The following is an 18,375-nucleotide window of genomic DNA, read 5'->3' as shown; positions in this document are numbered from 1 at the left end:
ACACAGGGTTACGGCGGTCATAGCGTGGGGGAAACGCCCGGTCCCATTCCGAACCCGGAAGCTAAGACCCACAGCGCCGATGGTACTGCACCCGGGAGGGTGTGGGAGAGTAGGTCACCGCCGGACACTATTTATGATTCAGGCCCCGACAAGGAATGTCGGGGCCTGAGTCTTTTAAGGGCCTGAGTCTTTTAAGGGCGTGAGCCTTTTTTAGGGCCGGTACAGTTGGTGACCATGAACAACCTCTTCAGCCACGCGCCCTTGGACGATGATCTACCGCCGGCGTCAGAAGCACTCGAACCCGTGGTGAACACTGTGGTGGTACCAGGCGCCGTTTCCCAGGCGTTCATTGGCTTCACCGAGCACACCCACCTGTGGTGGCCTATGGATACCATCAGCGTCTTTGGCGTTGGATCCTATGTGGAGTTCGAAGAGAACCTCATACTTGAAACGGCCGATGATGGCCGAACCTCCATCTGGGGTTCGATTGACGATTGGCAGCCACCGCTCTCCTTCCATGCCAGCTGGCACCCCGACAGCACTGCGGCCTGGTCCACGGAGCTCAGGGTAGCTTTTAAGGCTGTGGATGGCGGTACCGAAGTCAGGCTTGTGCACAGTGGCTGGGAGGGCTCTGACGATCCACTGCAAGCCCGCAGGAAGTGGATTGGGGCCTGGCCCCAGGTCTTGGGCAGGTTCGTCCGCTTCATGGGCGGAGCGGGAGACTAAGAGGATCCCTCGGAACGCGTCAGTGACGGGTGCGGGGAGAATCTTCCGGGGGAACCGCGGTGCTGGACCTGATCAGGAACTTTGCAGGATACTCGGCCTCGGCGGCAACGTGGCCTGCATCGCCTTCGAGCCCCGACAGCAGCATGTTAACAGCAAGGGAACCCTGGTCCCGTGCGCCCTGGTCAATGGTGGTCAGGCCAAACACCTCCCCGAGTTCGTGGCCGTCGAAGCCGATGACGGAAAGGTCATAAGGGATACGGAGGCCGAAATCGCGGGCAGCAAGAATTGCCCCGATAGCCATTTCATCGGACGCGGCAAAAATAGCTGTGGGGCGTTCCGCCGTACTTCCCAGGAGTGCCCGCGCGCTGGCGTAGCCACCTTGGATGGTGAAATCGGCGGGGATATGCCACCCAGGGCGAACAGCGAGGCCGGAATCCCGCATTGCCTTCTCATAACCCCTTTGCCTGGTGCCGGGCAGTTCAAAATCCTGCTCATAAGCGGATCCGCCCGTCAGATGCGCGATCCTGGTATGGCCCAACTGGATCAGGTGATTGGTGGCGTCCGCCGCGAGGTCAAAATCGTTAATCCTGATACTGGCGGCACCGGGCAGTGTTCCGCCGATGCCAACGATCGGTCTGTGGACGGCGAGCAGCTTGCGGATCTCGGCTTCGCTGAGCTTGAGAGCCACCGCAATGACGCCGTCCACACGCTTGCGCAGGAGGAAGTCGTTCAGGACACTGTGGCGATGCTTGGGCCCCTCACTGACGTTGTACAGCGTGAGGTCATAACCGGCGTCGATCAGGGTGGCTGAAATGCCTTCCATTACCGAGGAGAAATACCAGCGGTGAACGGACGGAACCACGACGCCTATATTGTGGTTCCGTCCCGAGGCCAGGCTGGAGGCATGATAGGAAGGCACAAAGCCCAGTTCGGCGGCCGCAGCCCTGGCGCGCTCCCGGCTGCGGGAGGAGACAGGTCCCTTCCCGCTCAGGGCGCGCGAAACGGTGGCGATGGAGAGGCCGGCCCGTTCCGCTACGTCCTTGATGCCGGCCATACTCTAGTTCTCCGCGTCCTCGACTGTGATCTTCATCCAAACAGTTTCATTTGAGCCTAACCGATGTCCGAGCTCGGCAACGGATTGGTCACTTACAGGCGTCGCAGACCCGCTTCGCAGAAGCACCCTTCCCGCCGGCATGTCCAGCGGCTCGTGGTTGAGATTCATAACGACCAGCGTGCTGCCGTTGAGGTAGGCGAGGGATGAGCCAGTGCAGTAATGCTCCAACCAGGACAGGGAACCGGCGCCCAACCCCAGTTCCCGGCGGGTGGAGAGCATGCGGCGGTACAGGTTCAGGTGCGACGACGGCGAGGCAGCCTGAGCATCGCGGGCGAGTTGCTTGAAGCTTTCGGGCTGGGGGAGCCAAGGCTCCTGTCCGTTGCCAAAGCCATTGTGCGGTTCCTCTGCACTCCAAGGCAGAGGTACGCGACAGCCGTCCCTGCCCAGTCTTGCTCCACCAGTCCGGGCAAAGGTGGGATCCTGCCGCTGGCCGTCGGGGATGTCGATGCCGTCGGGGAGTCCGAGTTCCTCACCCTGGTAAAGGTAGGCGCCACCCGGGAGGCCCAGCATGAACATGGATGCTGCGGCCGCACGGCGGCGGCCCAGGGCTTCGTCGGGCTGGTGATCCCAGACCCCTATGCCGTCTCCGTCCCGGGGTCCAGGGCCGTTGTAACCGAAGCGGCTGGCGTGGCGGACGACGTCGTGATTGGAGAGAACCCAGGTGCTGGGTGCACCCACGGCGTCGAGGGTGAGCAGCGAGTCTGTGATGACGCCGCGAAGGCGGTGGACGTCAAGCCCTGCGTGAAGATAGGGGAAGTTGAAGGCCTGGTGCATCTCGTCCGGACGGACCCAGTCAGCCAGACGCGGCAGCGGATCCACATTCGCCTCTGCGCAGAGGATCCTGTCCGGCCCGTAGCTTTCCAGGATCTGGCGCCACTTGCGATAAATGGCGTGTAATGCAGGCTGCCCGAACATCGGGGCTTCATGGCCAGGGAATCCGTCGGAGCTGCCGCCGTCCGCCCTGCCACCCCAATCCGGAAGACCGGGTGCTTTCACGAGCGCGTGGGCAACATCAACGCGGAAGCCTGAGACGCCGCGGTCAAGCCAGAAGCGCAGGACCCGTTCGAACTCTTCATGGACCGCTTGATTGTCCCAGTTGAAGTCCGGTTGCGAGGAGTCGAAGAGGTGGAGGTACCACTGTCCGGGAGTACCGTCCGGCTCCGTGACCCGGGTCCAGGCAGGTCCGCCAAAGTGGGATGCCCAGTTGTTCGGAGCCTCTTCACCCGAAGCGCCCTTTCCGTCCCGGAAGATGAACATGTCCCGCTCCGGGCTTCCGGGAGCGGAAGCAAGCGCGGCCTGAAAGGCCACATGCTGGTCAGAACAGTGATTCGGGACAAGGTCCACGATGACGCGCAGATGCAGACGGTTGGCTTCCGCAATCATGACGTCGAAGTCGGTCAGCGTCCCGAACAGGGGATCCACGTCGCAGTAGTCGCTGACGTCGTATCCGGCATCACGCTGGGGGGACCGGTAAAAGGGTGACAACCACACGGCGTCGACGTCGAGATCGGCGAGCTGCGGGAGCTCTGCGGTGATCCCCGGGATGTCGCCAATTCCGTCGCCGTTCAGGTCCCGGAACGACCTTGGGTATATCTGGTAAATGACGGCGGATCGCCACCACCCCGGAGCCTCGTCTTTCCCATGAATCAGGGTCAGGGGTCCTGCGAGAGGAGTGGGCGTCTGAAGTAGAGAGTCGACTGACATGCATCGATGGTAGACCTCCTCCTGAAAAAAATGAAAACGCTTCCAGTAATCGATGTCACACTAGTGAATGGAATTTGGACGCGAAGCAAACTGACAATTTCCCCGACAACCCGGCAAATACGTAACTGAAGACCGTCAAGGTTCAACTGCAGGAAGAAGCTTATAAACATTCCATTCGACCGGTTTTATGGCGGCGGAGTGGAAACGTTTGCAGCCATAAAGGAGCACTGGATCACACCTGTGACGGGTCTCCCGCTTTCCGGCTTGGCCGCCGGTTTAGACTGAAGTCCGGGTCAAGACAGGAAGCGGAGGCAGTGTGTCCACGATCGTTGAAGGGCTCCGGAACGTGCTGGATCCTCGGAAGGTGGCCTCGGATGACTTGTCCCTTGCTGCAGTTGCGGTGGATCAGGCACCGGTGCTGGATTACCACCTTCCCGTGGCCGTCGTATGGGCGGAATCCATTGAGGACGTCCAAACCGTGGTCCGCCTTTGTGCCAGCCACGGCGTGCCGATCGTTGCCCGCGGGGCAGGCACAGGGGTTTCCGGCGGTGCCCACGCCAGCGAAGGCTGCGTTGTCCTGAGCCTTGAACGGATGGACCGCATCCTGGCTCTGAACCCGGAGGATGAAACGGCCGTGGTGGAGCCGGGCGTGATCAACTCCCGGCTCAACGATGCCGCCGCAGAGCACGGCCTGATGTATGCGCCGGATCCCGCAAGTTACAGGGTCTCCACAATCGGAGGCAATGTTGCGACCAACGCCGGCGGCCTCAGGTGCGCAAAGTACGGCGTGACCAGGGACTCTGTCCTCGCCCTGGATGTCGTTCTGGCAGACGGATCCCTCCTGCACACAGGCCATCAGACATTTAAAGGCGTTGCCGGCTACGACCTCACCGGGCTGTTTGTTGGCTCGGAAGGCACCTTGGGCATCATTGTTGGCGTGACTGTCCGGCTCAGGTACCTTCCCCCTGAGGTTCAAACCATCGCATCTTTTCATCCCGACTTTAGAAGGGCAGCAGCCGGAGTCCTTGCGGTCGGTAAGGCGAGGGTCCAGCCGGCCATCATGGAATTGCTCGACGGCGCCACCCTGCGCCAGCTGGATGCCATTCATGGTTCGGACCTGAGCGCCAGGGGAGGATCCCTGCTCCTGATCCAGACCGACGGATTTGGTGCTGCCGTGGAAGCCGAAATCATCCGGGATGTTCTGACTGCCGGAGGGGCCTTGGTGAGCACAGCCTTCAGTGAGGAAGCGGAGAGGCTGGTGGCCCTGAGGCGCCACAGCCGCGGCGCGGAGGTGGACGACGAATACAGGGTTGGCGAAGACGTGGCCGTTCCACGATCGAGACTGGTGGACTACGTAGCCGCCCTGGAGTTAATGGCCGCTGAGTTCAACGTGATGCTCAAGGTGGTGGCCCACGCAGGTGACGGCAATCTTCACCCGACGTTCTGGGTGGAACGGGCGGATGCCTCCGTAGGCGAGGATGACATGAAGCGGCTGAACGAGGCCTTGGACAAATCCATCTCGGTGGCCTTGGCGATGGGGGGAACCATCACCGGAGAGCACGGGATCGGCCAGTACAAACTGCGCTGGCTCGGACTCGAGCAGCCCGAACCGCTGCGCAAGCTGCAGCACAGCATTAAAGAGCTCTTTGACCCCTTGGGAATCCTCAACCCCGGCAAAGCAATCTAAGCCAACCGACTTAACCCGCTAGTGCTAAAAACATCCTCGAACCGAAAGAGCGTTGCGATCTTGCTCAGTCGTCGACGTCGGGATATTCGTCGATGGATTCGTCGTCGCCATACCGTGATTCTTCCGTTTCCACTTCCAGGATTTTTAGCAGCCCGGTATCCGGATTCAGCATGATGGCTGCCTCGTCGCGGCGATGGCGCAGGATGGAGTCGATATAGGACTGGACGGCTTCGGCCAGCGGTATGTGGCGCTCCTGTTTTTCGGACATGTACCAGCGATGCTCAAGGACTTCGTGAACCGCTTCGGCCGGCTCCAGCTTCCCTGAGAGATCCCGTGGAATGGAGCGGACGATCGGTTCGAAGATCTGGCTGACCCAAAGGTGGGCGCTGTATTCCTCGTCCATTCCGGGATTGTTGTCAGCGCGGAAGGTGTCCATGTCATTGAGGAGCCGGCGGGCCTGATTCTCCTGGGCATCCAGGCCCGTGAGGCGCAGCAGGCGGCGCTGATGGTGGCCGGCGTCCACTACCTTGGGCTGCAGCTGGATGGTTGAGCCGTTCTGGGTGGTCTTGATGGCATATTCCTCCACATCAAAACCAAGTTCATTCAGGCGTCTGATGCGTGCGCCCACCCGCCACCGCTCGCCGAGTTCAAAGGATTCCTTCTCAGTGAGTTCTGCCCAGAGCCGGCGATAGCTGTCCATGATGAGCTCGCTGGTGGCCACCGGATCCACCTTGTCTTCGATGAGGCCCCCATCGAGGAGGTCCATGAGTTCCCCGGCGATATTCACCCTGGCAATTTCGAGATCGTACTCGCGCTGCCCGGTGGAGAGGTCCGGATAGAGTTCCCCGGTTTCAGCATCGACCAGGTAAGCAGCAAAAGCGCCGGCGTCGCGGCGGAACAAGGTGTTCGACAACGAAACGTCGCCCCAATAAAAGCCGATGAGGTGGAGCCGCACCATCAGAAGTGCCTGGGCATCAATGAGGCGGGTGAGGGTGTCTTTTCGGAGCATCTGCGAAAAGAGGGCCCGGTATGGCATGGAGAACTTCAGATGCCGCGTGACAAGCACCGGGTTCAGCGGCCTGCCGTCAGGCGTGGTGCGGCCCGTGATGACCGCAACGGGTTCGACACAAGGGACATCGAGCCGGGCGAGCTTCCGGAGCATGTGATATTCGTGGCGGGCCACGTGTTCCGAGGTCTCCTTGATGGCGATGACCGAATGGCCGAGATGGGCAAAGCGCACAATGTGCCGTGAGATACCGCGGGGGAGGGCGGCCAGGCTCTCCGCCGGCCATTCCTCCAAGGCAATGTGCCACGGCAGGTCCAACAGTTCCGGGTCGGCTGCGGCTGCGGTGATGCTCAGGGAACTCGATACCGCTGACTGTTTTTCATCATTGGCGCTGGCGGCCTGGAACCGAGGCAGCTTCCCGATCTGGCCGTAGTCGGTCGGTTCGTCGTGCCATTGGGCGTTGTTTTCCTCGGTCATGAAGCAATTCTTCCGTAGAGAGGGCCAGTGGGCCTAAATCCTGGTCAGGAACAGGCGTTAACGCCCGACGGCGGCCTTCCGGTGAGGAGGGCCGCCGTCGTCGTTACTTCGATAATGCGGGAGTGCCTAACGGTGACCTTACGAGTCATCCGCCAGCCGATGGGGATTAGTCGCCCAGACGATCGCCTGTCTTGGTGTCGAACAGGTGCACGTGACCCGACTGCGGACGGACGTAGATGACCTCGCCCTTCATCGGAGGGCGACGGCCGTCGACGCGTGCCACGATGTCGTGATCCTTGCCGTCAAGCGTGGTGTGGCCGTAGACGTAAGCGTCGGCACCGAGCTCTTCGACAACGTCAACTTCAACCTTGAGGCCTTCACCGGTGGGGGCGGTCTCAAGGTCTTCGGGACGGGATCCCAGGGTTACGGTGCTGCCGTGTGCCTCTTCCAGGATGTTGCGGGGAACGGGGTAAACCGTACCGCCGAACTGAACGCCGCCGTCTACAACGGGGAGTTCGAGGAGGTTCATGGCCGGGGAACCGATGAAGCCTGCAACGAAAACGTTCTTCGGCTTGTCATAGAGGTTGCGGGGGGTGTCGACCTGCATCAGCAGACCGTCCTTGAGAACAGCAACGCGGTCGCCCATGGTCATGGCCTCAACCTGGTCGTGGGTCACGTATACGGTGGTGACGCCAAGACGGCGGGTCAGGGATGCGATCTGGGTACGGGTCTGGACACGGAGCTTGGCGTCCAGGTTGGAGAGCGGCTCATCCATAAGGAACACCTGCGGGTTACGCACGATGGCGCGGCCCATGGCAACACGCTGGCGCTGACCGCCGGAGAGTGCCTTCGGCTTGCGGTCCAGGTACGGCTCGAGGTCAAGAAGCTTGGCGGCTTCGCGAACGCGCTCGGCACGCTCTTCCTTGGAAACGCCGGCGATCTTCAGTGCGAAGCCCATGTTGTCAGCAACAGTCATGTGCGGGTACAGCGCGTAGTTCTGGAAAACCATCGCGATGTCGCGGTCTTTCGGCGGAACATCGGTGACATCGCGGTCGCCGATGAGGATGCGGCCGGCGTTTACATCTTCCAGTCCCGCAAGCATGCGGAGGGAAGTGGACTTGCCACAGCCGGAGGGTCCAACGAGGACCAGGAACTCGCCATCGGCGATTTCAATGTTGAGCTTGTCAACAGCGGGCTTCTCTGTGCCCGGGTACAGACGCGTAGCGTTATCAAAAGTAACTGTTGCCACAGTTATCAATCCCTTCACCGGCAGGTACGTGCCGGACGATCCGTAGTGAATGGTTCATGTAATTCAGTTATATGCTCCCCGTATTCCGCTAAAGGAAGCCGGGGAGCATCGAATGATGCCGCACGGTTATGTGCGCCACATCACCTTGAAGAGTATGTCAGAAAAAGTGAATTCGGTCATAAATGTTACGAATGTCACGTGTGACGTCCCTTACCCCGCGCTTTCGGGACCGTCCGCGATGGCGTTTTCCGGACTGTCCTGCTTAACGTCCAAGGCCAGGCAGCGGGTCCTTTCGCGAAGGAGGGCCTCAAGGAACTCTCCTACATCGACGGGGGACTCCACACGAAACTCGGCCTGGGTGAAATCGAAGCCGACTTTGAGGCCCAGGTCGCCGGCGACAAGCCGCCCCAAGGCGTCCTCGTCCGTGACGTCGTCCCCGGCAAAGACCACGGCCGTAGCTCCCGAGGACTGCCGCAGGAATTGCACTCCTTCTCCCTTGGAAGCATGAACCACTGAAGATTCAAGAACCCGCTTGCCGTTTTTCAGGAACACACCCTCCCGGTCCTGGAGGGCGGCCCGGGCTGCGGCGACGGCGTCCTCGGCCACGTCGTCGGAGGCGAGCCTTGTGTGGAGGACGACTCCTGCCGGTTTGTCTTCGAGCAGTGTGCCGGGAGCGACGTCGACGATCTCTTTCATGATCCTCCGGACATCTGCGAGGAGATCGCGTTGCTCGGGATCGAGTGTCAGTTGCGCGGAGTTCGGGCCCAGCCACGCCTCTGCCCCATGGCTGCCGACCAAGAGGGTTTCCGCCGGTGGTGATGCCACAGCCCGGAGACTGTCCAAGGCCCGGCCGGAGATCAGGGCAGTACTGGTGCGGGGGAGGGCCGTCAGCGCGGCGAAGGCGGCGGCGGACCGGGGAAGGGCCCGCGCTTCGTCGGCGTGGTCCACCAATGGCGACATGACGCCGTCGAAGTCCATGGCTACCAGGAGGTGTTCGGTGCAGGCGACCCGGCGTATGGCATCCAGGAGTTCGGGGGCCAGGGTGAGCCGCGCCTTGCCCGCGGCTGGGGAGTCGGCGGCATCGGGCTGAATGGGATCAGGAGTCATCGCGGATCACTTTCTCGTTGAGAGCGTGCAGGAAGTCCGCAGACCAATGGTCGACGTCGTGGTCAAGGATCTGGCGGCGCATGGAGCGCATCCGGCGGGCGGCTTCCTTGTCTGTCATGTTCACGGCCCGCATAATGGTGTCTTTAAGCCCGTCAATATCGTGCGGGTTCATCAGGAGGGCCTGCTTCAGTTGGTCGGCTGCGCCGGCAAATTCACTGAGCACCAGGGCGCCGTCATTGTTGGTGCGTGCCGTGACGTATTCCTTGGCCACCAGGTTCATGCCGTCGCGCAGTGCCGTCACAAGCATCACGTCCGCGGCCAGATAGAGCGCCACCATCTCTTCTACCGGGTAGCTGTGGTGGAGGTAGCGGACGGCCGTGTTCTGGATGGTGTCGTAGGTTCCGTTGATGTGGCCAACGGTGCCTTCGACTTCCTCCCTCAGCAGCCTGTAATGCTCCACCCGTTCACGGCTGGGGCTTGCCACCTGGATGAGGGTGGCATCCTCCACCTTCACCTTGCCTTCGTTCAGCAGTTCCTCGTAGGCCTTGAGCCGGTGCCGGATTCCCTTGGTGTAATCCAGCCGGTCGACGCCAAGCATGATGATCTTCGGATTGCCGAGGTCCCGCCGGATCTGGCGGGCACGTTCAATGATCTCCGGCTTGGCCGCCAATTCGCCGATGTGCTTGACATCAATGGAGATGGGAAAGGCCTGGGCACGGGCGATGTGGGTGATTTCGCCGTCGCCGCCCTTTACATGGACTTGCTGCTGCTTGACGCTGGCGCCGAGGAACCGGCGTGCGGACCGCATGAAGTTGCCGGCGTCGCTGTTCCTTTGGAAGCCCACCAGATCCGCACCGAGCAGGCCGTCGATGATCGCACGGCGCCAAGGCAACTGGGCGAAGATCTCGGGCGGGGGGAATGGAATGTGATTGAAAAAGCCGATCCGCAGATCGGGCCGGGCCTCGCGGAGCAGACGCGGAACCAGCTGAAGCTGGTAGTCCTGCACCCAGATAGTGGCGCCGTGTCCGGCATGGCGCACGACGGCGTCGGCGAACCGGCGGTTGACCCTGCGGTAGGCGTCCCACCAGGTGCGGTGGAACTCCGGCGGGGCGATGACGTCGTGGTAAAGCGGCCACAGCGTGGCGTTGGAGAAGCCTTCGTAGTACAGCTCGACGTCGTCCTCGCTGAGCTGGACGGGAACCAGGTCCATGTTGTCGTGGCTGAACGGCTTAACGGTTTCATCAGGTGCGCCGTGCCATCCCACCCAGGCACCTTCGGTCTTGGTCATCATCGGCGCCAAGGCCGTGACAAGTCCACCGGGCGAGCGCCGCCAGCCGTCGCCGTCTTCCTTGGGGCAGCGGTCCACCGGAAGGCGGTTGGACACCACCATGAAGTCGTATTTAGCGGAAGATGCCCGGCCTGTTCCGGACGGCGCGCCACCTGCCGGTGCATGGTCTGTCCCGCGTGCAGGTCTGTGCATTGGTGCTCCCTGGGGTTGTTATGGCTCAAATCCACCCTACTTGCACGGAATCTTCGGAGCTATTCGTCCGTTGGGAACGTGGAGGAGAAACTTGAAAGTGCAAGCTCCCAGCTTTCTCGCCTAAAATGGTGAAGTTGTAACCGGGTGGTCCCCGGGTCCGATCGACACGAGGAACTTAATGAGCCCCGCAAACGAAGTCCGGAAGTCCAAGGCAGAACGCACTGCTGAGGCACGCGAGAATGCCCGCAAGATCCGTGAGGCGCAGCTGGCGAAAGACAAACGCAATCGCCTGCTGATCGGCTGGGGCATTGTCGTTGCCGTTGTGGCCATTCTGGCCGTGGTGGCCCTGGTTATCACAACGTCGATGAGGGACAACACTCCCATTGCCGACCAGGGACCAACCCCTGCCAACGCAAACGTGCATGGCGGCGTTACCCTGCTGGCCAATACAGAAGTTGCCAAGTCAGATCCCGCAACCGTCAACATCGCTGACATCCCTGCCGCCCCGGCAACACCGCCGACGGAAATCAAAGCCCCGGGCGCTGACGCAGAAGCAGGCAAGCCCGTAAAAGTTGTGGTCTACATCGACTTCATCTGCCCGGTCTGCAAGAGGTTTGAGGACACGTACGGTGCCGACCTGACTAACCTCCGGAACGAAGGCAAGATCAGCCTGGAGTACCGTCCCCTGGGCTTCCTGGACAGCAAGTCCACCACCAACTATTCCTCACGCGCTGCCAATGCCGCCGCCTGTGTAGTCAACGAGTCCCCTGAGAAATACGCCGATTTCCTTAACACGCTCTTCGAAAAGCAACCTGCTGAGGGTGGCGCAGGCCTCTCTGACAACGAGCTGAAGAACCTCGCTACCGAGGTAGGGGCTAAGAGCATCGACAGCTGTGTAGATAACAAAGTATTCCGTCCCTATGTGAAGTACGCGACGCAGGCGGCCGCAGCAACAGGCGTGACGGGAACTCCGACGGCCTTTGTTGACGGAAAGCTGTGGGGCAAGGGCGACAGCGCGAATGTCGACTTCATCCCGTTTGTCCAGACAGCGATCGACGCCAAGGGCTAACCCGTCCAGGGCCTGGCCCTGGCAAAGGCCCAGCTTCGGAAGATTCCGGAGCTGGGCCTTTCGTTTCACCCGGGGTTCTCGAAGCTTTGACGGCCCCGTTTTTACCTGCAGCCCGTCCGTGGGATAACCTTGTCTAGCGCCGAATTGACGGACTGTTTCTGACGGCCTGTCGATTATGACGGCGCAACGCCTCCTTAGCTCAGTTGGCCAGAGCACCGCTCTTGTAAAGCGGGGGTCGTCGGTTCGAATCCGACAGGGGGCTCACTTTTTACTCCGCGTCAATCAGCTCAAGCAACTCTTTTGCTGCTTTGGCGATGTCATCATGGTCGTACTGTGCGGCGCGGCTCTCAAGGGAAATGATCGCGCAACGGTGGGCTTTCCTGAAGTCGCCGAACGGAAAGCTGACGCTACCTTTCGTGCCCTCGGATTTCTCGCGGTCAACTCCCAGATGCCATTTCGCGAAATCGTCAAAACCGTGCTTGTCGAGGTACTCGTTTTCGTCATCAGTGGAAGGCGCGTGCTCGCTCCAGTCATCACGGATATCGCGTTCGACTTTCCCCTTCTTGATGAGGCTCCGCGCGTGCTCCAGTGCCTTCCTGTTCAGCTTGACGGCCATGGCTTTGCCTCCAGGCTTCCGTGTAGGTGTACCAGCGGTTTGAGTCCTTCATCCAAGGCTAAACCTGCTGTACGGGGATGTAACCCTGGGGAGATCCGGTGGAAACGTCCCCACAACAACTCGGCCCTAGTTTGTTCAGTATGACGAAATCGACGTTGCCGCGGACGCGGTCATGGTTGCGGTCCCTGGTTGAGCGGGATACAGCTCCGGCTTTGTCCGGCCCCGCGATAGAAGGCAGGTCCTACCCGGAACTGGCCGACGTCACCCGCTGGGCATGGTTGCCGGCGCTCAGTGGTGTATCCCTGGCTGGGGACCATGCGAGGAAGGCCCATGAAACAGCGGTCAACGCTCCTGAGGAGTGACCGTCTGAGGTGAGAGGTGCCACCTTGTTCAGTGCCGGGGCGTTGTTGCTTTAACTGTCTTCTGCCGACGTAATTTGTTGGGTTGAACACACTATTCTTCAACTCACGTGATAATGGCCTAAACTGCTTCACTGAGGTGCCTGAAATGGCGCTGTGCAGCAACGAAAGTGAACCCCGCTATGGCTACCGATTACGACGCCCCACGCAACAAGACAGAAGAAGAATCCCCCGCTGAATCGCTGGAGGCCCTTCAGGCGTCTCGTGGCGGCGGCGCACAGACCGCTGTGATCGACGTCGACGAGAATGACACGGCCGAGGGCATTGACCTTCCCGGCGCTGATCTCTCGGGCGAAGAACTGATGGTCATTGTTGTACCCGAGCAGTCGGACGAATTCACCTGCTCGTCCTGCTTCCTGGTCCGTCACAGGTCCCAGGTTGCCCTTGAAAAGAACGGCATGAAGTACTGCCGCGACTGCGAAGGCTAGAAGCCCGCACCAACGGTCACGGACTGCACGTTCCCCAAACTAACCATAAACAGCACAAGCGCCGGCCGTCCATCGAGGACGCCGGCGCTTCGTCGTCGTTATTCGAGGTAACGAAAACGGTCATAAAGGCAGGCAGGAAAGGGTCATTGGGCCCTCAAACCGCCCCGTTCATCACAGGCTTGTGATCATCAAAACCTGCTGTTAACGGTTAGGTGCCGAAGCGGATACATCCCTCGGCTGGCGCGCTTCCCGCTCCTACGCTTGAGGTATCCAATTCACTCGAGGGGGTGGCCCAAATGAAGAAAATTCACGCGTGGCTCGTTGCCATTCTTATGGCAGCCGGGCTAGGCCTATTGGCACCGGGGCCCGCCTCGGCTGCTGCATACTGCGGGCAGGTGTGGGGGTCAACGACGGAATCCAATCCGGCAATGAGCACCGCGGCTGTCACGAACGTCCGGACGGGACGCCACTATTGCTTTGACCGGCTGGTTGTTGACCTCAACGGCCCGGTCGCCGGCTATACGGTGAGTTACGTCCCAGCAGTTGTTCAAGATGGCTCCGGTTTTACCATTCCGGTAAACGGCGGTGCGAGGATCCAGGCTACGGTCAACGCTCCTGCCTACGACCAGAACAACAACCCAACCTATAGCCCGGCAGCCAAGGCTGAACTCTCCAATGTCTCGGGCTATCAGACCTTCCGGCAAGTAGTTTTTGCGGGAAGTTTTGAAGGTTACACGAGCATTGGCCTGGGGGTCCGGGCACGGCTTCCGTTCCGCGTCTTGACCCTGGACGGTCCGGGCGCCGGTTCCCGCCTTGTCATCGACGTCGCGCATTTCTGGTGATCCGGTAACCGGCCTTCGTTGTCAATAGAACCGCGAGGCACTGACAACCATGACGAGCCCTGGCGGGTAATCCCGCCAGGGCTCGTCGTTGGCCGTTCCCCCTGAGCGAGCCCTACCCGGGAAGGAGCCCTACCCGGGAAGGACCCCTGCTCGGGGCCGACCTCTACTCGGGAACGATCAGCGCCGGGGTGTCCCTGTGGATGGTTTCGCCCTTGAAGAATCCGGGACGCGACTTAGCCATGATGACCATGAACACTGCGCCCATGGCCAGGATGCCGATGCCAAGGACAAAGACGAGTCCGACGCCGAATACCTCGGATCCGCTGCCGAATTCCGGCGCCCAGCTGTCCACCGCCGTCTGGAAGAACACCACGAACAAGCCGACTCCTCCCACCAGGGGGCAGACGAGGCGGAGCAGAAAGTTGCGGGTGCTGCTGAAGACACTCTGACGGAAGTACCAGGCGCAGGCTATCGCCGTCAGGCCGTAGTAGAAGCAGATCATGAGGCCAAGGGCGAGGATGGTGTCATTGAGGACGTTTTCGCTGATCACATGCATCACTGCATAGAAGCCGGCAGAGAGAATGCCTGCCGCAAAGATGGCGAAACCAGGCGTTGCGAACTTGGTCATGCGCCGGAAAGGCCTGGGCAAGGCGCCGTAGTGCGCCATGGCCAGCAGGCTCCGTGAGGGCGAGGTGAACGTTGACTGCAACGACGCCGCGGAGCTGGACAGGACGGCAAGCGACATCAGGATGGCCAGCGGTCCCATGATGGGCGATGCCAGAGCGGTAAAGATGTTTGCATGGTTTTCCTCGTTGTTCAGGCCCAGCCCTTCGGTGCCTACTCCGGCGAACATCATGGTGGCGACGGTCACCATGAGATAGATTCCCAGGACGACGACGGCTGTCAGGGTACCGGCGACGCCCGCCGTCTTTTTGCCGTTGGTGGTCTCTTCATTCACGGTGAGGCAGACATCCCAGCCCCAGTACACGAAAATCGACAGCGAGATCCCTGCCGCAATCTGGCCGAAAGTCTCGATCCTGGTGACGTCGAACCATCCCCAGCTGAAGGGGATCGCGGTTTCTGACGAGGACCAGTTGGCGAACGCCATGGCCACAAACAGTCCCAGTACCAGCAACTGGAATCCGACCAGCCCATACTGGACAATCTTTGTGGTGTGAAGCCCCCGGTAGCTGACCCAGACGGCCAGGGCCACAAAGGCAAAGCACGTAATCACGTTCAACGGCTTGTTCGCTGCCAAGTCCGCCAGCTCGGCATTGCCGGTCAGCTGCGAGAGAAACAGGTAGAAGAAGTCCACCGCCACACCTGCCAGGTTGGAGAGAACAATAATGTTTGCCGCCAGCAGGCCCCAACCACCCATCCAGCCCACCCACGGGCCAAATGCCTTGGTCACCCAGGTGAACGTGGTCCCGCTGTCGGGAGAGTCTGCGTTGAGTTCCCGGTACGCGAGCGACACCAGGATCATGGGAATGAAGCCGATGAGGAAAATGACGGGCAACTGCAGCCCTACTTCACTGATCGTGGGGCCAAGGGCGCTGGTGAGCGTGTAGGCCGGGGCGATGGTGGAGATGCCGAGGACCACGACGGCCAGGAGGCCAAGCTGTCCCCCTTTCAGGCCTTTGCCGGAGATACCGTGAGCGGAGGAGTGGCCGCCGGTGGCGGAATCCTCATGGCGCTGAACTGTCTGACTCATGAGAGCCCTTTCTGGAAGGCAGCAGGCTGCTGTTGGGTAATGCAGTGGATGCCACCGCCACGGGCAAAGAGCTCGCGGGCGTCGACGCTGACGAGGCGGCGTCCGGGGTAAGCGTCGGCGAGGATGCGCAGTGCTTTCTCATCCATGGCATCCTCAAAGCTGCATGCGATGACTCCGCCATTGACCACCAGATGGTTGATGTAGGAGTAATCCACAAAGCCCTCGTCGTCTAGGAGGACAGCAGGCGCGGGTACCTCGGTGATATCCCATTCGCGCCCCGCAGAATCCCGAGTAGTGTGCAGGAACTCGAGGATCTCTTGGGAGACTTCGAAGTCTGGATGTTCGGGGTTTTGCTGGGAGTGGACCAGGAGCTTCCCTGGAGCGGGAATGGCAGCGACAATGTCCACGTGGCCGCGCGTTCCGAAGCGTTCGGAGTCCCTTGTCAGGCCGCGCGGAAGCCAGATGGCGTGGGTAGCGCCGATAGTTCTGGCAAGTTCAGCTTCCACCTCCGCTTTGCCCCATCCGGGGTTGCGGGCCGGATCGAGCTGAACGGTTTCGGTGACCAGCACGGTGCCCTGTCCGTCGACCTGGATTCCGCCGCCTTCGTTGACCAGGCGTGAGACTACATGTTCGGCTCCTGACCTTCCGGCGATTTCACCGGCTATCAAGGCGTCCTTGTCCCAGCTTGCCCACTCCTGCGCGCCCCAGCCGTTGAAGACCCAGTCCACTGCGCCAAGGTGTCCACGGTTGTCGAGGACGAATGTCGGACCGACATCGCGCATCCAGGCGTCGTTGATATCTGCCGTGAGCACCTCGACGGCCGGGTCCAGGTAGTGAGCGGCGATGCCGACGTCGGAAGGGCTGACCAGCATGGTGACAGGCTCAAATACGACGGCGGCGTTGGCTACAGCTGCCCAGGTTTTACGTGCAGCGCGGGCGGCCTCCGCGCCGTCTCCGAGCGTATAGCCGCCGGTGGGAAAGGCCATCCAGATCCGATCCTGCTCTTCAGTTTCAGAGGGCATCCGCCAAGACGTCACGCCCTCACCTCCCTGGGGACGGCAGCCTGGTCGCCGAGCGGGGCGGATGGATCGATGGCTTGGGTCAAACGCCCGTAAGTGTCAGGCCGGCGGGTGGTCAGGAAGGGGAAGAGCGTGAGCCAGTCCCGGCGCTGGTCAAGATCCAGGTCCGCTACCAGCACAGCCGATTCATCCCGGGGTGCTTGAACCAGGATCCTGCCGTAGGGATCCGAGATGAACGAAGAACCGTAGAAGTTCAGGCTGCCTTCGTGCCCCCAGCGGTTTGGAACAACCATGAACAACCCGTTTGCAATTCCGTTGCCGACGATCACTTGCTGCCACAACGGCTGGGTGTCGAAGTCCGGGAAGAGCGGTTCGGAACCGATGGCCGTCGGGTAGACCAGCAACTCGGCTCCGCTCAGGGAATAGAGCCGGGCGAGTTCCGGGAACCACTCATCCCAACACGTCGGCATCCCCAATCTTGCGCCACCGAGTTCGGCAGGGGAGTAGACCTGGTAGGCATCTTCGGCATCCGGGCCTTGGCGGAAGAACTTGTCCTCGTAGTATCCGGCGGTGACCGGAATGTGCAGCTTATGGGTTCGTGCCAGCAGTTCTCCCTCGGGGGACACCAGGATCGAGGTGTTCAGGCCGAGGCCGTCATCGGAACCGTCGTGAGTCTCCGCTTGCTGATAGAGCGAGGCATGGACGCAGACTCCGTGTCGCCGAGCCGCCTCAGCGGCAAAGCGGAAGGTGGCGCCCGTCAGGAGGTCCTCAGCTGCGTCGGACGGCCGTGGCCGGGCTGGGTGCGGGTGGGTCAGGTCGTTTTCGGGAAGAACATCTGCGGGATAGCGGGAAAGAGTGAGTTCGGGAAGGAAGACAACAGTGGCTCCCAGACGTGCGGCGCGTTCGATTCCCTCATCAAGTTCCGCCCGAAGGATAGACGGGGTTGAGTGCCAGCGGTGCTGAACCACGCCAACCCTCAAGGGAAGACGGGTGGAAGACTTCATCCGTGCAGGTGACGCCAGGGGCGCGAGGCAGGTTATTTCAATCATGGTGGTGATTTCTCCAGTGAGACGGCCGTCACTAAATGAATGACGTTCATTTAGTATCCCGAAGATTGGGGCGAAGGGCAAGGAAAAAATGAACAAAATTCATTTGATTTAAGCCTCGGGCGAGATTTGCTGGCACCGGCGCTGCCGCTGGGATAGCTTCGAAGGACCGGAATATACGGCTGAAAGCATTCAGGAGGAGCAAATGAAAGCGTCACCCACCCTGACCAACAACATGCAGGCAGTGCTTGCGGACCTCATCGAACTGCACATCCAGGGAAAACAGGCCCACTGGAACATCGTGGGTACCAACTTCAGGGACCTTCACCTTCAGCTGGATGAAATCGTGGAGGCGGCACGCTTGTTTGCAGACGACATGGCTGAACGCATGCGGGCACTTCATGCCCTGCCGGACGGACGGAGTGCCACGGTGTCCGAGTCAACGAGCCTGGCCCAGTTCCCGGAAGGCCTGATCGGCACGAAAGACGCCATCGACCGGATTGTCGCAGCCCTTGAGGCTGCCGTCGGGACCATGCGCAAAGTCCATGACGAGGTGGATGAAGAAGACCCGACGACGGCGGATCTGCTTCATACATTCATTGAAAAGCTGGAGCAGTTCGCCTGGTTGGTTGGTGCTGAGAACATGAAGCCGACCGCCAGCGTGACCCGACCGGA

Annotated in this window: 17 protein-coding genes, 1 tRNA gene and 1 rRNA gene; 9 read left to right on the top strand and 10 right to left on the bottom strand. The window is 60.9% G+C overall.

The window, feature by feature from the left end; genetic code table 11:
• The first annotated feature begins 9 nt into the window (after positions 1–9).
• Both rrf and RIN13_RS18300 read left to right on the top strand, forming a co-directional pair.
• Positions 10–126: ribosomal RNA gene (gene rrf, locus RIN13_RS18305) — 5S ribosomal RNA — on the top strand.
• 108 nt (positions 127–234) lie between these two features.
• Positions 235–726 (top strand): SRPBCC domain-containing protein, encoded by a 492-nt coding sequence (locus RIN13_RS18300; RefSeq protein ID WP_309108746.1) that lies wholly within the window; start codon positions 235–237, stop codon positions 724–726.
• A 19-nt stretch (positions 727–745) separates the two neighbouring features.
• Here RIN13_RS18300 and RIN13_RS18295 read toward each other — a convergent pair whose 3' ends face one another.
• Together RIN13_RS18295 and RIN13_RS18290 are read right to left on the bottom strand one after the other, a co-directional pair.
• Positions 746–1,780: a LacI family DNA-binding transcriptional regulator gene (locus RIN13_RS18295; RefSeq protein ID WP_309108745.1), complete on the bottom strand. Its 1,035-nt coding sequence runs from the start codon at positions 1,778–1,780 to the stop codon at positions 746–748.
• A gap of 3 nt (positions 1,781–1,783) precedes the next feature.
• Entirely contained in the window at positions 1,784–3,544 is a 1,761-nt protein-coding gene (locus tag RIN13_RS18290) for a glycoside hydrolase family 13 protein (protein WP_309108744.1), read from the bottom strand.
• 346 nt (positions 3,545–3,890) lie between these two features.
• Between RIN13_RS18290 and RIN13_RS18285 the strand changes: the two genes are divergently transcribed.
• On the top strand, positions 3,891–5,231 hold the full coding sequence (locus RIN13_RS18285) for an FAD-binding oxidoreductase (RefSeq protein ID WP_375164795.1): 1,341 nt from the start codon (positions 3,891–3,893) through the stop codon (positions 5,229–5,231).
• A 64-nt stretch (positions 5,232–5,295) separates the two neighbouring features.
• Here the strand turns inward: RIN13_RS18285 and RIN13_RS18280 are convergent, their stop codons facing one another.
• The 4 genes from RIN13_RS18280 to RIN13_RS18265 all read right to left on the bottom strand — a co-directional run bounded on the left by RIN13_RS18280 (position 5,296) and on the right by RIN13_RS18265 (position 10,460).
• Positions 5,296–6,714, bottom strand: coding sequence for a DUF4032 domain-containing protein (locus RIN13_RS18280; protein ID WP_309108742.1), 1,419 nt, complete (start codon positions 6,712–6,714; stop codon positions 5,296–5,298).
• 166 nt (positions 6,715–6,880) lie between these two features.
• A complete protein-coding gene (locus tag RIN13_RS18275) occupies positions 6,881–7,963 on the bottom strand; it encodes a sn-glycerol-3-phosphate ABC transporter ATP-binding protein UgpC (protein WP_309108741.1) in 1,083 nt (360 codons plus the stop codon).
• A gap of 210 nt (positions 7,964–8,173) precedes the next feature.
• Complete coding sequence (otsB, locus tag RIN13_RS18270; RefSeq protein WP_309108740.1) at positions 8,174–9,070, bottom strand: trehalose-phosphatase; 897 nt, start codon at positions 9,068–9,070, stop codon at positions 8,174–8,176.
• Entirely contained in the window at positions 9,060–10,460 is a 1,401-nt protein-coding gene (locus RIN13_RS18265; protein ID WP_309108747.1) for a trehalose-6-phosphate synthase, read from the bottom strand. Before RIN13_RS18265 ends, otsB begins: the two co-directional genes overlap by 11 nt.
• A gap of 268 nt (positions 10,461–10,728) precedes the next feature.
• On the opposite strand from RIN13_RS18265, the gene RIN13_RS18260 reads away from it, so the two are divergent.
• Together RIN13_RS18260 and RIN13_RS18255 are read left to right on the top strand one after the other, a co-directional pair.
• Positions 10,729–11,619, top strand: coding sequence for a DsbA family protein (locus RIN13_RS18260; protein ID WP_309108739.1), 891 nt, complete (start codon positions 10,729–10,731; stop codon positions 11,617–11,619).
• A gap of 188 nt (positions 11,620–11,807) precedes the next feature.
• A tRNA-Thr gene (locus RIN13_RS18255) sits at positions 11,808–11,881 on the top strand.
• A gap of 6 nt (positions 11,882–11,887) precedes the next feature.
• Here the strand turns inward: RIN13_RS18255 and RIN13_RS18250 are convergent.
• On the bottom strand, positions 11,888–12,235 hold the full coding sequence (locus RIN13_RS18250) for a hypothetical protein (RefSeq protein ID WP_309108738.1): 348 nt from the start codon (positions 12,233–12,235) through the stop codon (positions 11,888–11,890).
• A gap of 140 nt (positions 12,236–12,375) precedes the next feature.
• Between RIN13_RS18250 and RIN13_RS18245 the strand changes: the two genes are divergently transcribed.
• The 3 genes from RIN13_RS18245 (at position 12,376) to RIN13_RS18235 (ending at position 13,924) form a co-directional block, all read left to right on the top strand.
• Complete coding sequence (locus RIN13_RS18245) at positions 12,376–12,597, top strand: hypothetical protein (RefSeq protein WP_309108737.1); 222 nt, start codon at positions 12,376–12,378, stop codon at positions 12,595–12,597.
• Between the two features lie 179 nt (positions 12,598–12,776).
• A complete protein-coding gene (locus RIN13_RS18240; RefSeq protein WP_309108736.1) occupies positions 12,777–13,082 on the top strand; it encodes a DUF4193 domain-containing protein in 306 nt (101 codons plus the stop codon).
• A 296-nt stretch (positions 13,083–13,378) separates the two neighbouring features.
• A complete protein-coding gene (locus RIN13_RS18235) occupies positions 13,379–13,924 on the top strand; it encodes a hypothetical protein (protein ID WP_309108735.1) in 546 nt (181 codons plus the stop codon).
• A gap of 163 nt (positions 13,925–14,087) precedes the next feature.
• On the opposite strand, the gene RIN13_RS18230 is transcribed toward RIN13_RS18235, so the two are convergent.
• From RIN13_RS18230 to RIN13_RS18220, 3 genes are read right to left on the bottom strand one after another with little or no spacing between them, the layout of a single operon-like run.
• Positions 14,088–15,635: an APC family permease gene (locus RIN13_RS18230; protein ID WP_309108734.1), complete on the bottom strand. Its 1,548-nt coding sequence runs from the start codon at positions 15,633–15,635 to the stop codon at positions 14,088–14,090.
• Positions 15,632–16,657, bottom strand: coding sequence for an agmatine deiminase family protein (locus RIN13_RS18225; protein WP_309108733.1), 1,026 nt, complete (start codon positions 16,655–16,657; stop codon positions 15,632–15,634). The genes RIN13_RS18230 and RIN13_RS18225 overlap by 4 nt, the downstream gene beginning before the upstream one ends.
• Positions 16,658–16,668: 11 nt before the next feature.
• Entirely contained in the window at positions 16,669–17,703 is a 1,035-nt protein-coding gene (locus RIN13_RS18220) for a nitrilase-related carbon-nitrogen hydrolase (protein ID WP_309108732.1), read from the bottom strand.
• 202 nt (positions 17,704–17,905) lie between these two features.
• Between RIN13_RS18220 and RIN13_RS18215 the strand changes: the two genes are divergently transcribed.
• Positions 17,906–18,375, top strand: a 470-nt coding sequence (locus RIN13_RS18215) for a DNA starvation/stationary phase protection protein (protein ID WP_309108731.1), incomplete at its 3' end; no start/stop codon positions are given.

Source organism: Arthrobacter sp. (genome assembly GCF_031179985.1).
Classification (GTDB): domain Bacteria; phylum Actinomycetota; class Actinomycetes; order Actinomycetales; family Micrococcaceae; genus Arthrobacter.
The sequence above is the reverse complement of the archived record's forward strand: the minus strand, read 5'-3'. Positions and strand labels throughout refer to the sequence as shown.